The 18,947-nt window shown below is 38.9% G+C and carries 15 protein-coding genes; 10 read left to right on the top strand and 5 right to left on the bottom strand.

What is annotated here, in order from left to right; all coding sequences use genetic code 11:
• Positions 1 to 124 precede the first annotated feature (124 nt).
• Positions 125 to 2,128, top strand: coding sequence for an AAA family ATPase (locus B5X60_RS05900; RefSeq protein WP_079701684.1), 2,004 nt, complete (start codon positions 125 to 127; stop codon positions 2,126 to 2,128).
• 221 nt (positions 2,129 to 2,349) lie between these two features.
• Here B5X60_RS05900 and B5X60_RS05895 read toward each other — a convergent pair whose 3' ends face one another.
• Together B5X60_RS05895 and B5X60_RS05885 are read right to left on the bottom strand one after the other, a co-directional pair.
• Positions 2,350 to 2,847 (bottom strand): hypothetical protein, encoded by a 498-nt coding sequence (locus tag B5X60_RS05895; protein WP_079701683.1) that lies wholly within the window; start codon positions 2,845 to 2,847, stop codon positions 2,350 to 2,352.
• Between the two features lie 544 nt (positions 2,848 to 3,391).
• Positions 3,392 to 4,396, bottom strand: coding sequence for an IS110 family RNA-guided transposase (locus tag B5X60_RS05885; RefSeq protein ID WP_079701681.1), 1,005 nt, complete (start codon positions 4,394 to 4,396; stop codon positions 3,392 to 3,394).
• Positions 4,397 to 5,185: 789 nt separating this feature from the next.
• On the opposite strand from B5X60_RS05885, the gene B5X60_RS05875 reads away from it, so the two are divergent.
• Positions 5,186 to 5,911 carry a hypothetical protein gene (locus tag B5X60_RS05875; RefSeq protein ID WP_079701679.1) on the top strand — a complete coding sequence of 242 codons (726 nt, stop codon included), beginning with the start codon at positions 5,186 to 5,188 and terminating at the stop codon, positions 5,909 to 5,911.
• A gap of 35 nt (positions 5,912 to 5,946) precedes the next feature.
• Here the strand turns inward: B5X60_RS05875 and B5X60_RS05870 are convergent, their stop codons facing one another.
• The gene (locus tag B5X60_RS05870; RefSeq protein ID WP_079701678.1) at positions 5,947 to 7,620 is read right to left on the bottom strand and encodes a hypothetical protein; all 1,674 of its coding nucleotides are present in this window, start codon (positions 7,618 to 7,620) and stop codon (positions 5,947 to 5,949) included.
• 115 nt (positions 7,621 to 7,735) lie between these two features.
• Positions 7,736 to 8,620 carry a type I restriction enzyme HsdR N-terminal domain-containing protein gene (locus tag B5X60_RS05865; protein ID WP_079701677.1) on the bottom strand — a complete coding sequence of 295 codons (885 nt, stop codon included), beginning with the start codon at positions 8,618 to 8,620 and terminating at the stop codon, positions 7,736 to 7,738.
• A gap of 98 nt (positions 8,621 to 8,718) precedes the next feature.
• Here B5X60_RS05865 and B5X60_RS05860 point away from each other — a divergent pair, with 98 nt between their 5' ends.
• From B5X60_RS05860 to B5X60_RS05840, 5 genes are all read left to right on the top strand, one after another.
• The gene (locus tag B5X60_RS05860) at positions 8,719 to 9,783 is read left to right on the top strand and encodes a DNA adenine methylase (RefSeq protein WP_139377372.1); all 1,065 of its coding nucleotides are present in this window, start codon (positions 8,719 to 8,721) and stop codon (positions 9,781 to 9,783) included.
• 2 nt (positions 9,784 to 9,785) lie between these two features.
• Positions 9,786 to 11,366, top strand: a complete 1,581-nt coding sequence (locus tag B5X60_RS05855; RefSeq protein ID WP_170878389.1) for an ATP-binding protein — start codon at positions 9,786 to 9,788, stop codon at positions 11,364 to 11,366.
• Between the two features lie 4 nt (positions 11,367 to 11,370).
• On the top strand, positions 11,371 to 12,567 hold the full coding sequence (locus B5X60_RS05850) for an AAA family ATPase (RefSeq protein WP_170878388.1): 1,197 nt from the start codon (positions 11,371 to 11,373) through the stop codon (positions 12,565 to 12,567).
• Positions 12,567 to 12,752, top strand: a complete 186-nt coding sequence (locus B5X60_RS05845) for a hypothetical protein (protein ID WP_079701674.1) — start codon at positions 12,567 to 12,569, stop codon at positions 12,750 to 12,752. Before B5X60_RS05850 ends, B5X60_RS05845 begins: the two co-directional genes overlap by 1 nt.
• A gap of 421 nt (positions 12,753 to 13,173) precedes the next feature.
• Complete coding sequence (locus B5X60_RS05840) at positions 13,174 to 13,401, top strand: hypothetical protein (protein ID WP_079701673.1); 228 nt, start codon at positions 13,174 to 13,176, stop codon at positions 13,399 to 13,401.
• 18 nt (positions 13,402 to 13,419) lie between these two features.
• On the opposite strand, the gene B5X60_RS18625 is transcribed toward B5X60_RS05840, so the two are convergent.
• Positions 13,420 to 13,662, bottom strand: a complete 243-nt coding sequence (locus tag B5X60_RS18625; RefSeq protein ID WP_079701672.1) for a helix-turn-helix domain-containing protein — start codon at positions 13,660 to 13,662, stop codon at positions 13,420 to 13,422.
• 334 nt (positions 13,663 to 13,996) lie between these two features.
• On the opposite strand from B5X60_RS18625, the gene B5X60_RS05830 reads away from it, so the two are divergent.
• The 3 genes from B5X60_RS05830 (at position 13,997) to B5X60_RS05820 (ending at position 18,935) form a co-directional block, all read left to right on the top strand.
• Complete coding sequence (locus tag B5X60_RS05830) at positions 13,997 to 14,320, top strand: hypothetical protein (RefSeq protein ID WP_079701671.1); 324 nt, start codon at positions 13,997 to 13,999, stop codon at positions 14,318 to 14,320.
• A gap of 126 nt (positions 14,321 to 14,446) precedes the next feature.
• On the top strand, positions 14,447 to 15,745 hold the full coding sequence (locus tag B5X60_RS05825; RefSeq protein ID WP_079701670.1) for a TlpA family protein disulfide reductase: 1,299 nt from the start codon (positions 14,447 to 14,449) through the stop codon (positions 15,743 to 15,745).
• Between the two features lies 1 nt (position 15,746).
• Positions 15,747 to 18,935: a SusC/RagA family TonB-linked outer membrane protein gene (locus B5X60_RS05820; RefSeq protein ID WP_079701669.1), complete on the top strand. Its 3,189-nt coding sequence runs from the start codon at positions 15,747 to 15,749 to the stop codon at positions 18,933 to 18,935.
• Positions 18,936 to 18,947 lie beyond the last annotated feature (12 nt).

The raw sequence follows: 18,947 nt of genomic DNA, 5'->3' as shown, positions 1-18,947 counted from the left end.
CGATAATACTCGTTAAACGAATAGCTGATAATCTCAACCCTCCAATCCAATTTCTCACAGAAGATGATGTTGGGGCGAGTAATTTCAATAGCACCAAACATACAAATTATTTAAAAATTACTGAATGAAACTAAATAGCCTTTATATTGAAAACGTCAAAAGCTTTCGCGACAAAACAGAATTAGATTTCAATACAGATTTCAATATCTTAATTGGCCCAAATGGAAGTGGCAAAAGCAATTTGCTGGATATTATAACACTTTGTTTGAAGACTTACTTTCTAAAGCCGGCAAGCATTTCTGATAACATGCCCGGCAATGCAATTGGACGCAAAAGTATTAGTCAAAATCACAACATCGACCAAGTTCGGACTGAACTTGAAAAAAATATCCAGCGTCCGGGCGATCCGATGAAGCTCGTTTTTAAATTTATTATAAGTGAAGACGATCTTAAAAACATTCAATTACTGAAGGATAATTCCCCTCTAGTAACTGAAATTCTAGATGAGTTTGAAAATTCTTCTCATTTCTCGCACGTTTATGACACATCGAGCTGGAATATAGATAACTTAAAAGCAGGTTCCTCCGTTTCATACACTATCGAAGATTATGTGCTGCTAGGTGATTCTACCCACCAGCATCCCTTTCCCGGAGCGCCAATAGGAGTAGCAAACGATCATGCATTGTCAGTCGAAGAGGAGATTATCCTGAACTATCTGCAATTCTTTGAGATGGCCCTTATACTTTTTAAAGATCATGACTCCATCGCTCTAAAGCCAAACTTTTTGTTTTTTAGTCCTTACCGCGGAATGTCATCACCGGAGAGCTTGCAAGCAAACTTGTCTCAACGATCATTTAATCAAGCCTTGCAAGAGGTACACACATGGAATTCGAAAAGCAACACATCTTTAATTTCCATTGCATCTATATATTTCGCTGCAAAAAGACGCAGATATGAAAGCCAATCAGCGTCGACAGCATTTGATGAAGCCTGGAAAAAGGACGATGAAGTACTGCTGATGACTGAATTTCTTAACAGATTGGGCTATGACTGGAAGTTAGAATTAAAGGACCCCAATCGCAATATTTATGAAATAACTTTATTGAAAGATGGCCAGAGGCTATTGCTATCACAAGCTAGTTCAGGAGAGAAAGAAATTTTAAATTACTTATTTGGGATATTTGCCCTCAATATAAAAAACGGTCTGATTATGATCGATGAACCGGAGTTGCATCTTCATCCTCGTTGGCAGAACCTCCTGTTAGATTTGTTTTTTGAGATTTCTAAGTTAACAGGTAACCAATTTATAATTTCGACCCATTCATCGATTTTTATTCAGGAAAGATCTTTAAAACATTTAGTGAGGTTGTTCAAGGAGGATGGAACAAGCAAAGCCTTATTATTACGAGATAAATCGTCATTAAAAATAAAAGACCTGCTTCATATCGTAAATAGTACAAACAACGAGAAAATATTCTTTGCAGATCTTGTTATACTAGTAGAAGGCGTGACCGACAGGATAGTTTTTCAGAAAATTGTTTTGGAAGTCGTGAATGAAAGGAAACTTTTGCAAGTCGTTGAAATAGTAGATATTGGAGGAAAAAATAACCATGGAAAATATTCTGAATTTTTATCTTCACTCAAAGTACCGCACTTTTTTATTGCTGACTTAGATTATATTAATCAGGTCGGCACTCCTGAAATCAAGGGGCTGTTTCTGGTTGACAAAAGTAAGGTGGATAGATTTGCTATGAAAAATCCGGATAGCAAGGACGCTCCAAAATTGATTGATCTCCTTGATGAGGCTATCCTCTCAGGATCAACTGAAGAGCTGAAGCTTTTCGTTGATTATATCAAAAGCTTTAGGACGAAATTGAAACCGTCGCTAACACCAGAGGAGGAAGCGTTGTTGTTGAAATTTGCTTTGGAACAGAAAAAAAGTAATGTTTTCCTGTTGATACAAGGGGACATAGAAAACTATTTTCCTGAGGGGTATCGAAAAAAGGATTTAGATAATGTTATAGTCCTTTTAAACGAGGTCAACTATGACAGTTGGCAGAAGACTGAGGGATTCAAAGAGTTAAAAAATTTAGCTAGTGAAATCTTGTTAATCGCGTTCCCTGCATAAGAATCTATAGCATACAATTCACCAGCCATCGCTACGGTATAATACTGGACAAGGGAACATGCCAGGGGTCATCTCTTGCAAGGATTATATTTAAACCCCTGTGGCGAGCTCCTGGTTGACCGTTATCCAGGCTCTGCTATATCTTCTGGCTACTCATTACCAATAGTAGATGATGGAGGTCATGAACGTGACTTTGTGCGATAAAAAGGGGTGAACTTAGTCTAGCTGATTAACCTATAGCGAGCGCGTTCACTGTCATCTTCAAGATCCTCTAAGAAAAAGTCAAAAGTTTCCGCACGGATTGCTACCAATGCGCGGGATATGGAATCGGTATGGGTCGTCGTCACCCAGATGTTATCAATTCTATTATCGGGCGACAAATAGCCTTCACATCTGTAACTATTGCAATTGGCTACTAAATTTAATATAACAGGGTTATTCGTCCTTAATGTGTTAACCTCGGGAAGCAAATCCTCAAATAATAATAGAAGTCGATTTTCAACCTGATAGGATACAAGCCCATCTTCATTTGCGCCATGTCCAAGAAACGTTAACATTAAAGATTCGTTGTCCGTGTTAACTTGATTAAGAGTCTCAAAAATTACTTCAGTAGAATCACATTTGATAACTTCATAGGGTATTAGCAAATCTTTGATGGATTCATATGAAGATAAGTCCAAATCGGAATCACCTAAGAAGTTAAAAATTATTTTCCTCATAATAGTTGATTGAAGACCGAGATAATAGTGGTATTCGTGATGGCATTGTCGTGACTAATGAATCTATTCATTCTCGACGTATATTATAAAAATAACTTAACGGCCCTACATGCCTAGTTGTAAATGTGTTAGCATCCGAGCTACCTATCTTAAAAAGGACTAAGTTGTTCCCCAATTTCTTTGTTTTAGGATCATAATTCTTAAAAATTAGATCATCCCCGTATTTTCTCAAAAGGATAAAGTTTTTTCTCTCTACTGATACTTCGTAAACTGTTTTGGAATAAGCCTCTCGTCTGCCTAGCAAATAGCTAAAGCTCACTAGCCCGATTAAAATAATAATAAAATATTTTTGCCTCTCAGTTATTCCAGTGAAAATAGATCTAAAATTCAAGACGTCAGGAAGATCCAAAACAGGAAATGGAACGTTAACATCCTTATTCCAATGGAGGGCAATATCATCATAATCTCGAGTTTCTACCTCCTTCTTAATATATGAGTACTGCATGAATGCTAATAAGTTAATGACCACTGCGATTTCTATGGTCTATGCAAGTGTTATTTCACAATTTTTCTGATATAGTTTATTATTTCTAACACATGCGAATACTCGCCATATAAGTTTGTTTCTAACAGCATTAATGACTGACATTTTGCTTTTCCTTTCTTCTACCTTTCTTTGATAATACGCTTTGAGATCAGTATTATAAATAATCGCTGTTAAGGCAGCCATGTGCAGCAGACTTTTCATCGTTTTGTTAGCCTTATGCGACACTCTGGGCCGGCCTCTCAAGCTGGTTCCTGATGAATGTTCAAATGGAGCTACACCAGAATAGCAAGCAAACTTGGAAGGTTCAGAAATGTCTTTGAATTCATTAGTTGTAATGATCATCTCTGTTGCCGTTACCTTACCGATACCATCCACAGAAGTGACAACCTTAAACAGTCGTTGTAACTCCGGATCTGATTGAATCACACTATCCAGTTTCTCGGCTACCTGATTAATATCTGCATCTAATGCTTTTAGAGACAGCTTGCAAAGTTTCTTCATTTCTCCTGCAGCTGCTTTTTCAAAAGGCACAATTTCTTTAATTGCTACAGCCAATTGTTTTCTTGCGTTGATTAATCTGGAACGTAAAGCTGATAAATGTTTAAGTTGCTGGATGACTTCCCTTTTAGGATGCCACAGTTTAAGAGTTTCCTTGTTTTTGCAGGCGTACTCTGCTATTCTAACAGCGTCTATTCTGTCATTCTTGCCTCGCTGTAAGCCACCGGACAGTTTGATATGAACAGATGCTTCCATGGATATATTTGCTTTTTTGCCATACAGGAAGCTTAATATATGCTGACTGTAAACACCAGTATGCTCCAAACAGAAGATAGTCTTCTCCAGGCGAAATGCCTTGATGGATTTCAGCTGGTTCCAGAACTCCCTGATTCCTGAAAGCTCATTACAAATGGTGGTTTGTAAGAGCAGCTCCTTTCCTTCAGATACTGCAAAGTCAAGTGTGTTTTTGGACACATCAATACCGATAAAAAAAGTGTAATTCATAAATTTGCCCTTGAATGGTTAAACAATGGTTAACGACGTTTAAACACAATCAAACCCTTACTAATGAGTCTGCAAACTCTAATTTCTATTTGATGCTTGTTTAAACAACTGACAGAGGACTAAATCGCGGAATAAAGCTTGAATTTTGGCTATGAGATAGTGCTCCTCTGTCAGTGTTAACCTTTCCACAAAATTCACAGCTTATTAACAAAAGAAAAAGAAGCAAAAAGAAAATCTTACAATAATAACAATTGTAATTACCTGTGATTATTTGCTGACACAAACCTAAAGGGCTATTAGGAACATTATCAAACTGCCTACCCAATCTAAATTATAAGTTGCAGTATATACAACACCTAGACAAGCTATGAAAAGAATAAGATTTGCACGAAAAAACGGATATAGCTCAGGCTTCATCGCAAGTCTCTCGCCAATAGATAAAAAGGCAAGGTGATGTGGGAGGTAGTAAATTAAATAGACACTGAAAAATAGTGAGATAGAGTAATACAAGTTGCTTGTTAAATCTGGTCGAATAAACTCGCTCGGAATTCCATAGAAGCTACAAATGCCTTTCTCATACGAGTATGAGCATAAGTAGACGTAAGCAGGTATTACAAAAATCATCATTGAGACCGTAAATATTGACTCAGTAGATTTAGACTTTCTTTTCTCTTTCATGGTTGCCTTGTAAATTTTGAAGACTTTAGACAGGTGAATTCTGACTGTATCCGGTTTTAAATATGAATAACTAACTTATCAAAAATTAAATTCTCGTGTAAATAAATCACTATGCTCAACCAACTTTCGGTAAAGAATCTTAATTACATATATATCGTGCCTTACATAACCATATGTGGCGCACTATTTCATGTAACCTTTTGGGATAAATTTGATGTTAATGGTCTTGCGTTCATAAGTATCTCAGATATTATAAAGTCGTCAGTGTATCCAATATTTTCAGTCTTACTGGTCGTAGTATATAATCTGGCCGTCCAGAACCTGATTCTTCCCTCTTCTGCCGATGGTTCGATACAAGCTTCTGTAGAGAAAAAACCGAACAATTTAACTCTATTGATATTATACTTTTCGGGTAAGCTTGTTGCTTTGTTTTTATTTTACCTCACAAACACCACGAAGGATCCGACTAACTTTATAATCTATGGTGCGCTAGACGCAATTTTCGTTTCTATCTTTTTAGTGAATAATAACTTTCTACGAGACCAGTTCATGTCTGAACGTTTAAGAAGATTTGCTATTGATCTGATAGTGTTTATTCCTATTGTTTCCTATTATTCCGGAAAGTACAGTAGTGAAATAATATATCAGAACATAAAATATAGATATTCAGTAAATCAAAATAAATCATCTGCTGATAGCACACACATAACAAACGACACCCTGAAGTTCATAGGAAAAGCTGAGAATCATTTGGTATTTACCGATCTAAAGAATACTAAAATTGTGATGGTCAGAACAGAAGGAGTGGACACTATAACTTTTTTTATCAAAAAATGAGACGCAACTTTTAATAGATCAGGAACTTCCCGAACTTAAACCTTTTCCTTCAGCTTAAAGATCGTAACAAGATTCTTAAATATTGCTTTTTGATCCCTTCTGTAAATCCCTTCCTTCCCGATCGACAATTGATCGAAGCCAACCATTGCTTTCACATAATTCTCAGTTGATGGAAACTTCTTGTAACTCAATTTTCTGTTTTGAATAGCGGAATGATAACTCATTATCAGACGTTTGAACAGGCTTCTGTCGTTTTGTAAAAGTTCAATATTCTCTAGAAAGAAATCACAACTGATCATTGTCAATGGCCGTATAGATTTAAAGTTATGTCTCAATGCTTCAAATTTCTCCTCTGCAATGCCCGACACGTAATCATTAACTCCGTGGACACCTGCCTGCGGGTCTACAAAGACTATTATTGGAAAAACATTCAGCTTAGACGAGGGCTTTTTTAGGGACAACAACTTAAAACGATCATTCGTCAGGTAAGAAATGTTTCTTACAAGTTGTTGCACCCCTTTTTTACCACTAAAATTATCATCGAGGTATGTCTTGAAGCCTACTAAATCTTGTTGATCAAAAACCCGGTAGTGAACCGAAACCGCCTTGACTTCAATAATGAACACGTCAGTCTCATTGACGATTAAAGTAAAATCCGAAAGGTTATTATCATCGGAGGCAATCATTCTTACCCCAGGTCTTTCCATGGTTGTGAAAAGTCCATTCAAAAGATATCGCTCATAGTAATGCAGTCCGAAATGCCCGAGCATACCATTGTAATTTGTTATGGCCAATAATTCACAGATATTGCTTTTATGGTATAGAACGTACATAAAAACCCGCTCAATCATAAGCGAAAAATCCCGATGATCTAGGATATATGTTTTGCCATCCGAAGTTTGAAAAAAAGGGTGGGTTAAAAGCGTGCCTACATCAAAATTTTCAGTTTCTACACTTTCACGGTCTAATACTAATCCCATTAATTTTAGGTAGGAATAGTTTGGGTCTTCTAGGTCAATCTGGGGTAGAAGTGAGTTCGGGACATCTCTTTTAGTCAAGAATGAAAAGATACTTAGAAATATCGCCAAGAATTGGTTAATATTTCCCATTCCTGTACTGTCTTTTAGACTTTGCTCGAACCGCATAAAATGCTTTCCAACAGTTGTTCGCAGGTATCGCAAAAATATTAGATGCTTGATCGGTCCCGTCCTGGCATAATGGATCTCGTTTACACCACTGAGGTTCTGCATCATCATTAGCCCCCAGACCAGTTCGTGACTATCCTGCGCTCTTTCACCCAACATATTATCGTAATGTTGTTCATTATAGATTAAAATGAGATCAAGTATTCTTTCCTCATAATGGCCTTTTTCAAAATCAAGTATGGGTTTATTTGAAGATAATTGCCGGAAAAGGTCAACCAAAACCTTAGAAATTACCACAGAATGTATTAGTGTAAATTGAGGATTTCCAAATAGGAAACTTCTCAACCTTGTCGATTTTTCAGTAGGTAGCTCACTAATCAAAGCACTCACCATGTTGTCATGTTGCAAATCATATCGATTTCTCTCCAATGAATTTCTGAGTGCAACCAGCATTAATATAACCTCTTCAATGTTAAAGTCGCCTACGAGGTCAAGGGGCCTGGCAGGAATTTCCCAATTGGGATAAAATGTACTATAGTTTAAAATTGGGACTGCTGTGGCCACTAATAGGTGATTTAAATGCGGTATAAGCCAACCGGACTTCCGGATTCAATTCTCATAAATACTTATAAAACTTTCAAATGCCGGCTGAGGCGTTTTTTTTTCGGGCTCACCACGTTTAAATAAAGCGATTTACGACTAGAGGCTGAAAAATTTCATCAGTGTTCTCTTCTAGTTGACTACCCACACGGCAATCAATGTGCACCACAAAAGCATCATTTGCAAAAGAAACAGCCTTCCTAGGCCCGTTCTCTCGTTTACTTAAGTCGTTGAAAGCAGTATCTGGTATTTTTCCTTTTAATTGTTGAAATGTAAGAGCATCAAAGTCGAAGGTAACAACAAATCGTTCACCATCATTGATGATGGCGCCTGAAGTGCTGTACATATCAGGATCTAACTGTCCAATGTTAGTTAAAGGTACTGATGGGAAAAACATACTTTCAAACTGGTCAAAGCCCAATCGTTTCAAATGCAATCCGAGATCTTTCGCCAGTTTTGCCTGGGCATTGTTAAAAATTGTTTGAGGGCTTAATATTCGTTGCAAATCTCCCCAATACAACGATATTGCTGGTAAAGGGAATCTTAATACCGGCTCAATCTTGCTAACATCATATAACACAAATTCGTATCCATTGCAAAGCGCGAAATAGTTTACACGGATTTCATTGTGCATAGCGTAAGAGTACGCTTGTTCCACATGTTTTGATTTAACAAGAGCTTCTCTAGGGCCTTTAGCATCCATGATCCAGGCAGGTCGGTCATTAACTTCAAAAAGATAATCCGGAATTATATAAATTTTCTCCCTTTTTGAACCTATCGAAACAAACGGGTGTAATAGCTTCCGACTTCTAATTATTTGATTAGGTTTACTAATACGATATCCTAAGCCTTTTATTATTGGAACTACTAACTCCTCCCGCACAGCATCCTCCTTAAATTCTGGGTTGTCCAGATTAGAGAAATCGAATCCCTCAAGGATGTTAAAAATAGGTTGTGTTTTCATAAAGTATCGATTCGAATTTTCCGGTGGAATGGTGCTTGCACGTTTGAATTTCGGATTTTAACACGTGATATAAAAATTATAGATATCTTTGTTTTTAAGTGGAAGTAAATTTAAAAGAATACCCAATTACCCGCTATCAGGGTAGCAAAAGGAAAATTATACGCTGGATGAGTCAGGTCCTAACCGGATTAGACTTAAAATACGAAACGGTATTGGATGGCTTTGGCGGCACTGGTACCGTCAGCTATCTATTCAAGAAACTAGGCAAAACGGTTACTTATAACGATCTATTAAAGTTCAATCATATTATTGGCAAAGGATTAATAGAAAATGATTATGACCTACTAAGCGAGAATGACCTTGTAAATCTAACTAACTACATTTCGGAGAGAAAAATTGTTGAAAGAAACTTTCAAGGGATATTTTACCTGGACGATGAAAATCAATGGATCGACAATCTAACAGAGGGGATCACGGAATTGTTTGGGGATCAACAACACAAACAGGCTTTGGCATACTATGCCCTTTTCCAAGCCTGCCTTATAAAGCGTCCATTCAACCTGTTTCATAGAAAGAATCTTTCCTTAAGAACAAATGACGTTGTCCGAAATTTTGGTAATAAAACAAGTTGGGAAAAACCGTTTGATTCATTATTTAAACAGTTTTCCGATGAAGCAAACTCTTTGGTATTTTCAAACAATAAGATGTGTAACTCTCTAAATAGTCATATATTAGACCTTGATGAGTATGGTTACGACCTGGTGTACCTAGACCCGCCATATTTTAATTTAAAAAGCGGACACGAAACCTCAAACTACCATAAGTGCTATCACTTTTTAGAAGGGTTGTCTAAGTATTCCGAATGGGAAGGCTTAATTAATCAAGATACTCTTATTAAACGACTGGATGATCACAACGATATAAATCAACTTACAAAGGCTAACATTTCCGAAAAAATGGAAGAATTGCTTTATAAGTTTAGGAATTCGATTGTAGTTGTCTCGTACAAAGAGGGCGGGGTGCCATCTATTGAAGAGATAGTAGCAATGTTTGAAAAACTTGGTAAAAAAGTTTTTTCCGAAAGTATTCATTATAAATACGCTTTAAATCACCAAAATGGTGATGCTGCAAACAATCGAGAAGTTTTAATTATCGGAGTTTAATGTTGGACGAAAATAATGACATCTGGCCAAAAAGTATTACGGTAGATAAAAATATCGTTAGCGTACTCAGCCAGTCAACCTATCAGAATTTTCCAAGAGCTCTTAAGGAGCTTATAACTAATAGTTACGATGCAGATGCTAAATCTGTAACTATAGACATCGATCTTGATACTGAAACAGTCGTTATCGAAGATACTGGGAGAGGTATGAGTGATAAGGATTTTGAATTCTATCTGAGAATCGCTGGCAAAACAAGGCGTAAGGAAGACAATCTTACACCACTGGGTAGACCTATTATCGGACAATTCGGAGTTGGATTCCTTTCGGTATTTCCGTTTTTCAGAAACTATAGTATTGAATCTAAACGTGCCGGGACAAGTACTAAACTACATGCTACAATCCCGCTTTTTAAATATTTTTCAGACCAAAGCAAATTTGTTGATGTCAGTAGCATTTTGATTAACGGAGGTAGGGTGCAGGACTTTTCTCAAAGTACTCGAAGCTTCACTAAAATCACTCTTACAGGCTTTAATGATCTCACCAAATCTTTTTTTTATCCCAGAAAGCAAAAAACGAATAGGGTTGACAATAGTTCGGTTGACAATTTTGATGCTATTAGAAAATTACAGTGGATTTTATCCGATGATTTGCCTATAAAGTTTGAAGACGACCGTTTCAATACGATGTTCGATCTTCATAGCAACATCCCATTTGAAGTTCATGTCAACGGCGAACAATTATTTCGAAAAGTATATGGAAATGAGATTCTTGAAACACACAAGGAACCATACAATCAAATTGGCAAAATCAAATTTAAATACGCTATTCTCACGTCAAGGAAAAGTGTCAAACCTTACGAAGCTCGCTATCTAAAAGTTAGGAACCTAAATGTTGGTGTTGGGGATAAAAGAGAGAACTTTTCCTCTAGTCATGGCGCAACAAGATCAAGGTTCCACTGGCTAACCGGGGAGGTTCATATTATTGAGGGAATGAATGAATTAATAAAGGTTTCTAGGGATGATTTCAACTTTAGTACCGATTATGAAGAGCTAAAAGATTTTCTAAGCAGGCGACTGAACTACTTTTCAAACCGCTTGGAAGATGAAGCTGATATTATTCGCGAAATTAAACAAACAGGTAAAGAATTCAGGGTCAACAACTTAAGTTTATTAAACCCAGTAAATATTCAAAAAAAACTGCAAAAACTTGAAGAAGAAGGCTTTGATCTCAAGACAGAAAGTGATAATTCAAAAGGAGTAGTTATTAACGAGGAAAATAAAGAAGTTATCGTATCTGAGAATCTTAGTAGCCTGGAAAAGCATATAATCATTAAAAACAAAAAATATTTGGTTAAGTCTGAACACTGGGATTTCAAAACCTCTTTATTTCCGGCCTGCAAATTACAAGACGATACAATTATTATAAACTCATCATATCCTTTGTTTACAAGTAAAAAATTCACTGATGTCTTCGTGAAGATGCATTTAATGCTGTTGTTTAACCATCGGGAAAATAAAATTACAGAAGATGTGTATCTTTTATTAATAAATGAGATCTTGGAGTATTATTCTGACTATAAATAAACCTATGAAAGTAACAGAATTTTCTATCGCTAATTTCAAAAGTTTTAGCAACTATCAAGCCCCACCTACAGGCGTTGCCAGTGGCCTGAGAACCATAAACATGATTTATGGCGAAAATAATAGTGGAAAGTCTAACATTCTTAAGTTTATAGATATTGTATTTAGCGGAAAAATATCCCGCGAGGCTCCTGTTATTGTGGAGGGGGCGCTTACCCAAAGAGATCAGTTTATTGGTGGGTTCTGGCAAGGTGTCATCATGGATCAACCGTTCATTTATCATAAAAATGAGAGGACACGAGTAATAGAGATATTTTTTAAAGTGGAGATATTGAATGACGAAATTGAAGACTCGGGATTTGAGAAATTAGAAGTTTTGTTGAAAGAATTTCCTACAGGTTCAAACGTCTCAACTATAGAATTCAAAGCGGAAATCAAAAATTTCAAAGATCCGTACACTTCTCTTTTTGAACTAAAAGAAGCGAAACTTAATGGTCTGGAAATATATGCTGACATAACCGGAAGCAAAAAAAGATATTTCAATAATGGAGCTACTGGCCATGCTCTTTATGAGGATTCTGTCTCTTTTGAAAGCTTAATAAGTATTCTCAATAATAAAGTTCTGTTTTTAGACAACGATCGCTATTATTCCAAAGAGATTGACACAAACAGCTTAATACTCACTACGAAAAACTTCAAAAACTGGCTTTATAAGTTGTCGTTGGATCCGATCAATTACAAGAAATACGAAAAATTCAAGAAGTTCGTCCGAGATCAAAGCTTCCGTGGAGTAGCCGGTAGAATTTTTAAAGACTTCGACCCTACATACTCTAACGTAAATGGTGAAATCGAATTAAATTTAAGTAATGGGTCGGATCGATTGCCTATTAGCAGCTTCGGTACTGGCATACATCAAATACTGTTTTTATTAACTCTAATTTTTGAGACCAAGGCCAAAATACTATTGATTGAAGAGTTAGAATTAAATTTATCTCCTCAATCACAAAGAGAATTATTACAGATATTCCGACGGCTAATAGGCAGCAAAGTTGTTGATCAGGTAATATTTACTACCCATAGCCCTTACTTACGCTCGACAACAGATTTTTCGATTTATGAAGTTTCTATGAATTCTGTCGGTGTTTCGCAAATAGAGAATAAAGCAGCAGTACGGCCATCCTTTTTTAACTACAAAAGGCACTAATGGAAGAACTGGAAGTTGGCGATTTACCGTTAATTATAGATGCTTTAATTCAATTAAAGAGGAAAGTTGTAGATACTCCTATTGGTGATGTAAGCGGCTATCCAGACTATGCCTTTAAAAATGCTCAGATACAGCGTATTGAATCCGTTTTAGCAAAGGTACAGCGATTGAAAGCAGAGTTATAAATAGAAAAGTGATACTACGCGTGTTCAAGGTTGGTTTCGTTACTCATTATCTTCGTTGACGTACAGTGAGTTATTACCGAATTAGAACTAGGGGCGCATTTTTTCAGGTTTCAATCTAACTCTGAAAAATCGATAAGTTCATCTAGCGAAACAGATAAAGCCTCAGCAATTTGAATTAGCAGAAAAGCTGTAGGATTTGCTCCTTGCTTTTCATACGGTTAATAAACGGTTTGTCTTTTCCGTTAAGAATTGCAGCAAGTTCAGTTTGATCAAGATTTTGTCGCTTTCGCAATAGCGCAATTCGCTTTCCCAGCTTAATCCTGAACCTCCAAACAACTTCTTCCGTACCGTTCCCTCATCCCTTTCTCCCTTTTCCCACCCCAATCCTTATAATTGAAAAAAAATTATAACTCAACTCACCATGACAACAGATCAAGCCGAACTCAACTTAAACAATTTTCTATCTTCCTATAATATTCAGGAAAGTACAGAATTGTTAAACCAGGTATTCGACCAAGTTAATAACTCAATAAATGCTGACCAGGTGGACGGTAAGGCAGAAGGGATGCTGGATTTTCTAGAAGCATTGGAGGAGTTAATCCCCTGTATTTATACCCCAACAGGTGGTCAAAAAAGCGAGCGAGATTAATATCAGGCCACTGATTCTTTATAGTGGTTTAGTGGGGAGGAAATCTTTAGGAGACAAGTTGAAGTAATCAGCCAGCAAGTTGACATGGCTTAGATTGTATTTGGCTGGATGCTTTGTGCTTTCGACGTTTGTTATATACGTTCTTGTTACTCCAATAATGTTTGCAATCTCTTCTTGGCTCAAATTACTTGTATCTCGTAGCTTTCTTACGAAATCAATCACATATTGATCGATTAGAGATATTCCTTTTTGCGCCTCCATTTTCTTCACCTAAGTAAGGGAAGAAATGCATTTATTTTGGACACACTATTGTGACATATTATTTTTTATTCTTATCTTCGGATTGGAAAAAATAATTAATGAGCATGATATAAATTATTTTAGCGGACTTCATAAATATTGAAGCATTCGCACTTAGAGTCTCGTCTAGGAAACTGGTAATTTCAATGGGAACGAGAGGATAGGTGAAATGCTCACGCTATAGGCGTGGGCTCACTTATTTGTTCCCGGGTATACCAGTACCTCTAGACAGTAGGTGGGTTCCACGCCTTATTTTTGGTGCCCTCTTAAGACTCATAGTACTAATTGATAAACTATGAGTGCAAAACCAAATCATTCTAATCTTGAAGCTGCGATCAGGAAGCTCGGTGGTTTCTTTTCCTCTCAATTCCGCTTAAAAAGCAGTGAGGACCTTCGCGATTCGTTTGACTGTTTTCTTACGGACGAGCCAGTCAGTCTGGAAAGTGCTGAAGAACTCAAAGTCACAAATTACTTCACAATCCTAGAAGAAATTATTGGCGTGTTACATGAGCTGGAAGAACAACTTATCTCCGAAGGGGTCAAAAGTCAGGCGGAAGAAACCTCTCAGGTCGATTCCAGCAATCGCCTCTATGCTTCGCTGAAACGCCACCCGGAATAATCCATGTGCCTTTAGACGGCAGCCAAATTTTTACTTGGTTAATTGCCTGCCTGCCGGCAGGCAGGGTTAGATCAGTTTAGGGCTGCCGTTCTTTCTTAATTTTTCTTCATCATCAAATTTTTATATATGAAAAAAACGATAAAATATATCGCTGTGGCTATGCTTTGCTTTTTTTGGGCAAAGCCCGCCCTGGCACAAATAGCGCTCAGAATAGGGGATAAACTCCCTGAAACTTTCCTTAAGAACATTATGAGCCCGACCCAGCATGAATTTAAGACAACAGATTATGAAGGAAAGTTGCTAATACTCAGTTTTTGGAGTACGAATTGTCGGGCCAGTACCGAGTTTCTTTCAGAAACAGCCAAACTGGAAAAAAGCTTTGATGGCAATCTGAAGATAATTTCTGTTGGAAAGGGCTCTTTAGATCGAATGAAAGCTATTGCTCTTGAAAGGGGATTATCCAATCAGACATTGATTTCCGAAGACCTTACATTAAACAAAATATTCCCCCATTACCTATATCCGCACATGGTATGGATCGGTCGGGATCAGAGAATCCTGGGGATTACGAGCTCTGAGGATGTTAATGTAAACGTCATTAGCCGGATAATGGAAGGCAAGCCATATGTATTCAGCTCCCCAAAATCGGATAATATGCAATATAACTCTAGGGAGCCTCTTTTTTCAGTGTCGAGTGCAGCTCACACCAGCAGCTTATATTATTCGGTGCTATCTGGCTATTCAGAAGGTGTACCCGGAGGGATGTCGATCCGCAAGGATAGCAGTGTAGTGCAGATGAAAGCTATAAACCAGGGAGAATTGAATTTGTTCTTTTTAGCCCTGAAGCTGCCAGGGTACAGATGGCCTATGAACCGGATCGCCTACCAAAATGCTGTTCCCCCAATGACCATTGATCGAACAATCGCTATTGACAAAGGGGCAAATAAGTACTGCTATGAGCTAAGCCTGCCAGCGTCCTTGGGCGATCGGATCCACAACTTTATGCTGGACGATCTCGAAAAGCTATTCGGTAGATCTGCACGCGTGGAAAATAGAATATCAACCTGTTATGTCCTGCGCACGATACCGGGAAAGGTGAAACTCGAGACAGGCGGAGCACTGGCTTCTAGTAACCTGAAAAAAAATGGCCAGGATAAAAAGGCGATGGTGAATTCCACTCTCAATGTATTGACCGACTATATAGCAGATCTTGCTGGTGGCCTGCCCGTTCTTGATGAAACGAATTTTTCAGGCAGGGCAGATATATCCTTCAGAGGAGATATTAATAGTGTCGCTGGCTTAAATGCTGAGCTCGCTAAATATGGACTAATGATCGAGCAGGCTGACCGGCCGATCGATATACTGGTCTTTTACTCTACAGACAACCAACATTCATCTCGTTCTCACCTCATAAACCACAATTAATATGAAGACAATAGCTATCATAATGGTTTTGATACTCTCCGCGCTCTATTGTTTAGGGCAGGAAGATATAAAAGGCAGGGTACTTACGCAATCGGGAGAGCCTCTGCCGGGAGCTTCTGTAATACTGAAAAAAGCTGGGACAAGTACTTCCGCCGATGCTAATGGTGATTTTATCTTGCGTTCCACTTATGCATCAGACTCGCTATACATAACTTTTGTTGGTTATAAGCCGCTAACCTTGGCCGTTACCTCATTACGGTCGGAAAAAATCGTGGCAGTGCTGCTCCCGATAAGCCGGCAGCTTGAAGAGGTTAGTGTGAGTACAGGCTACTATCAGGTTCCAGCGGAACGGAGCACGGGTTCATTCGTGTTCATTGATCAGAACACCATTAACCGTACTAACACAACCGATATTCTTGGCCGCCTAAAGGGTGTAACGAACAGCGTTCTTTTTGATGAGAGAAATCAGGGGGAGCCGAAGGTAAGCGTCAGGGGGCTTAGCACAATCTTCGCTGGCCAGGCACCGCTGGTTGTATTGAACAACTTTCCATATGAGGGAAATATAAAGGATATCAATCCCAATGACGTGGAGAGTATTTCCATTTTAAAAGATGCCGCTGCGGCATCTATCTGGGGCGTACGAGCCGCAAATGGTGTAATTGTGATTACCACAAAAAAGGGCCGCGCAAATAAAAAGCCCGAAGTTGGATTCAATTCGACCTTCAGTATAGGGAACCAACCAGACCTTGGCTATAACCGCACGATTTCATCAGCCGAATTAATCAATGAAGAAAAAACTCTGTTTGATAAAGGTTTTTATAGCGCATTAGAAAAAGATCCTTCACGACCAGGATTGTCGCCAGTAGTGGAAATCCTGATAGCGCGTCGTGATGGTAAGTTGTCTCCCGCGGCTGCCGATGAACAGTTGGCAAGACTAGCATCCAATAATGTCATGGATGATTTTGAGAAATACATCTATAAGAACAGCTTTAACCAGCAGTATGCGGTCAATGTCCATGGCGGGTCTGAATGGAATAGCTATTACGTATCAGCCGGTTTTGATAAGAACACTAACTTTACTTCAGGGCAGTACGATCGGCTTACACTGCGCGCGGATGAGGTGATTTCACTAGGCAAAAAAGTGAAGATCAGGCCGAATATCGCCTACAGCAGCGGAAAAGAGATAGCTGGAATGCCGGGTATAGGAGAGATTTTTCCCGGGCAGAACACAACCCTATATCCTTATGCGCGCCTGGCTGATGACCAGGGTAATCCAGCGATATTAACCAAGGATTACCGCACTTCCTTTGTAACCAACATTGAAGATAAAGGCCTACTCAACTGGCAGTACAGGCCCCTGGAAGACTATAAATACCAGGAATTAAGGACGGACCAAAAATCACTGATTTTAAATATGGGGGTGGATTATCAGATTCTTTCAGGCCTGACTGCAAAGGTTCAGTACCAGTTTGAGAATAGCAGGACTGATTACCGGGACTGGAAAGGAGTGGAGAGCTATTTTGCCCGCGATCTCATAAACCGCTTTACGCAAGCTAATAGTGCTGGCGCCTTAAGGTTCGAGGTCCCACGCGGCGATATCCTGAATCTGAACTCAACCGCAATTGCCAGTCATACCGGGCGAGGGCAACTAGAATATCAAAAGGCATGGGCTAAACACCGTGTAGATGTACTTGGTGGAGCGGAAATCCGTGATGTGGGCGTCAAAGGAAATGCCTACCTCACGTATGGTTATTCAGATGATGGGCTCTCAAATGTCCCCGTGAATTTGATTGATCAGTTCCCGATGTACCAAAATCCCCTGAGCAATCAGGCTATACCTAAAGGGAATGATTTTACAGACCAGCTTAACCGGTATACAGCCTGGTTCGCGAATGCGGCCTGGACTTATGATAATCGCTATATCATTTCAGCCAGCGGAAGGAGAGATGCTTCTAATTTGTTTGGCGTTAAAAGCAACCAGAAAGGAGTGCCATTATGGTCTGCCGGTTTTGCCTGGAATTTGCACAACGAAGATTTCTATCACTTCAATTCCCTGGACCATTTGAAATTACGACTGACCTATGGTTATAACGGTAACCTTGATAGAAATCTTTCAGCAATAGCCACTATTACCCAGTTCAGCGGGAATTTCAACAGCAGCCCATATGCCCAGATCCGCTCCTATCCCAATCCGGAACTTAGCTGGGAAACCGTGGGTGTGCTCAATGCGGGGGTCGATTTTGGAATCAAAAACAGCAGGGTAAACGGCAGCATAGAATACTATATCAAAAACGGGAATAATCTTATTGGGGATCAGCCAATCGATCCAACCAACGGTTTAGTGTCAGGAACTATCCGCCGCAATGTAGCGGATATGGTAACACGCGGTGTAGATTTACAGATCAATTCATTAAACATTGACAGAAAGGTTAAATGGAATTCTAATTTCATATTTAGCTACAATGCCAACGAGCTTAAATCATATTATAATGAAGGCGCGTTTTCAGCGGAATCCTATATAAATAGCGGCCGGGGTGTTGTCCCACTTAAAGGAAAGCCTGTTTATAGTCTTTATAGTTATCCCTGGGCTGGTCTGAATCCGAATACCGGCGATCCCATGGGATACGTGAATGGCCAGGCGGTATCGAATTATCAGGCTATAGCCTCCACCACTACTGTAGATAACCTTGTCTTTCACGGTCCTGCTCTGCCGCCTGTCTTTGGTGCATTGGGGAATACAGTTTCTTATAAGGGCTTTTCTGCCTACTTCAACCTTACCTACAAATTTGGATATTACTTCCGACGCCAATCCATTTCCTATTCGCAATTATATAGCAGGGGCGGGGGCCATGGCGACTATTCGCAGAGGTGGCAAAAGCCCGGTGACGAACAGCATACTATTGTGCCCTCAAGGGTTTATCCCGCGGTTGCGGCCAGAGATAATTTCTATCTAAACTCGGCCGTTCTCGTCGAAAAGGGCGACCATATCCGGCTGCAGGACGTGAATTTCTCTTACCAGTTCCAGGGAGAACGTGTTAAGGTGCCGCTAAAAGGTATGATCCTGTTTGCTAACGTCAGAAACCCTGGCTTTCTCTGGAGATCTAATCAATCAGGCCTCGACCCCGATTATCCGGGCTCTCCGCTGACCCCGTCTTATAGCTTATCGTTCGGACTACGTACGAGTTTTTAATTTAATCTCAAG

The organism is Daejeonella lutea (assembly GCF_900168015.1).
In the GTDB taxonomy this organism is placed as follows: Bacteria; Bacteroidota; Bacteroidia; order Sphingobacteriales; family Sphingobacteriaceae; genus Daejeonella; species Daejeonella lutea.
The sequence above is the reverse complement of the archived record's forward strand: the minus strand, read 5'-3'. Positions and strand labels throughout refer to the sequence as shown.

Bases quoted from the DNA above. Each gene is read 5' to 3' on its own strand.
- B5X60_RS05830 (WP_079701671.1), top strand. From the start codon at position 13,997: ATGAGTGCAAAACCAAATCATTCTAATCTTGAAGCTGCGATCAGGAAG.
- B5X60_RS05885 (WP_079701681.1), bottom strand. From the start codon at position 4,396: ATGAATTACACTTTTTTTATCGGTATTGATGTGTCCAAAAACACACTT.
- B5X60_RS18625 (WP_079701672.1), bottom strand. From the start codon at position 13,662: ATGGAGGCGCAAAAAGGAATATCTCTAATCGATCAATATGTGATTGAT.
- B5X60_RS05865 (WP_079701677.1), bottom strand. From the start codon at position 8,620: ATGAAAACACAACCTATTTTTAACATCCTTGAGGGATTCGATTTCTCT.
- B5X60_RS05895 (WP_079701683.1), bottom strand. From the start codon at position 2,847: ATGAGGAAAATAATTTTTAACTTCTTAGGTGATTCCGATTTGGACTTA.
- B5X60_RS05850 (WP_170878388.1), top strand. From the start codon at position 11,371: ATGAAAGTAACAGAATTTTCTATCGCTAATTTCAAAAGTTTTAGCAAC.
- B5X60_RS05825 (WP_079701670.1), top strand. From the start codon at position 14,447: ATGAAAAAAACGATAAAATATATCGCTGTGGCTATGCTTTGCTTTTTT.
- B5X60_RS05820 (WP_079701669.1), top strand. From the start codon at position 15,747: ATGAAGACAATAGCTATCATAATGGTTTTGATACTCTCCGCGCTCTAT.
- B5X60_RS05840 (WP_079701673.1), top strand. From the start codon at position 13,174: ATGACAACAGATCAAGCCGAACTCAACTTAAACAATTTTCTATCTTCC.
- B5X60_RS05900 (WP_079701684.1), top strand. From the start codon at position 125: ATGAAACTAAATAGCCTTTATATTGAAAACGTCAAAAGCTTTCGCGAC.
- B5X60_RS05845 (WP_079701674.1), top strand. From the start codon at position 12,567: ATGGAAGAACTGGAAGTTGGCGATTTACCGTTAATTATAGATGCTTTA.
- B5X60_RS05875 (WP_079701679.1), top strand. From the start codon at position 5,186: ATGCTCAACCAACTTTCGGTAAAGAATCTTAATTACATATATATCGTG.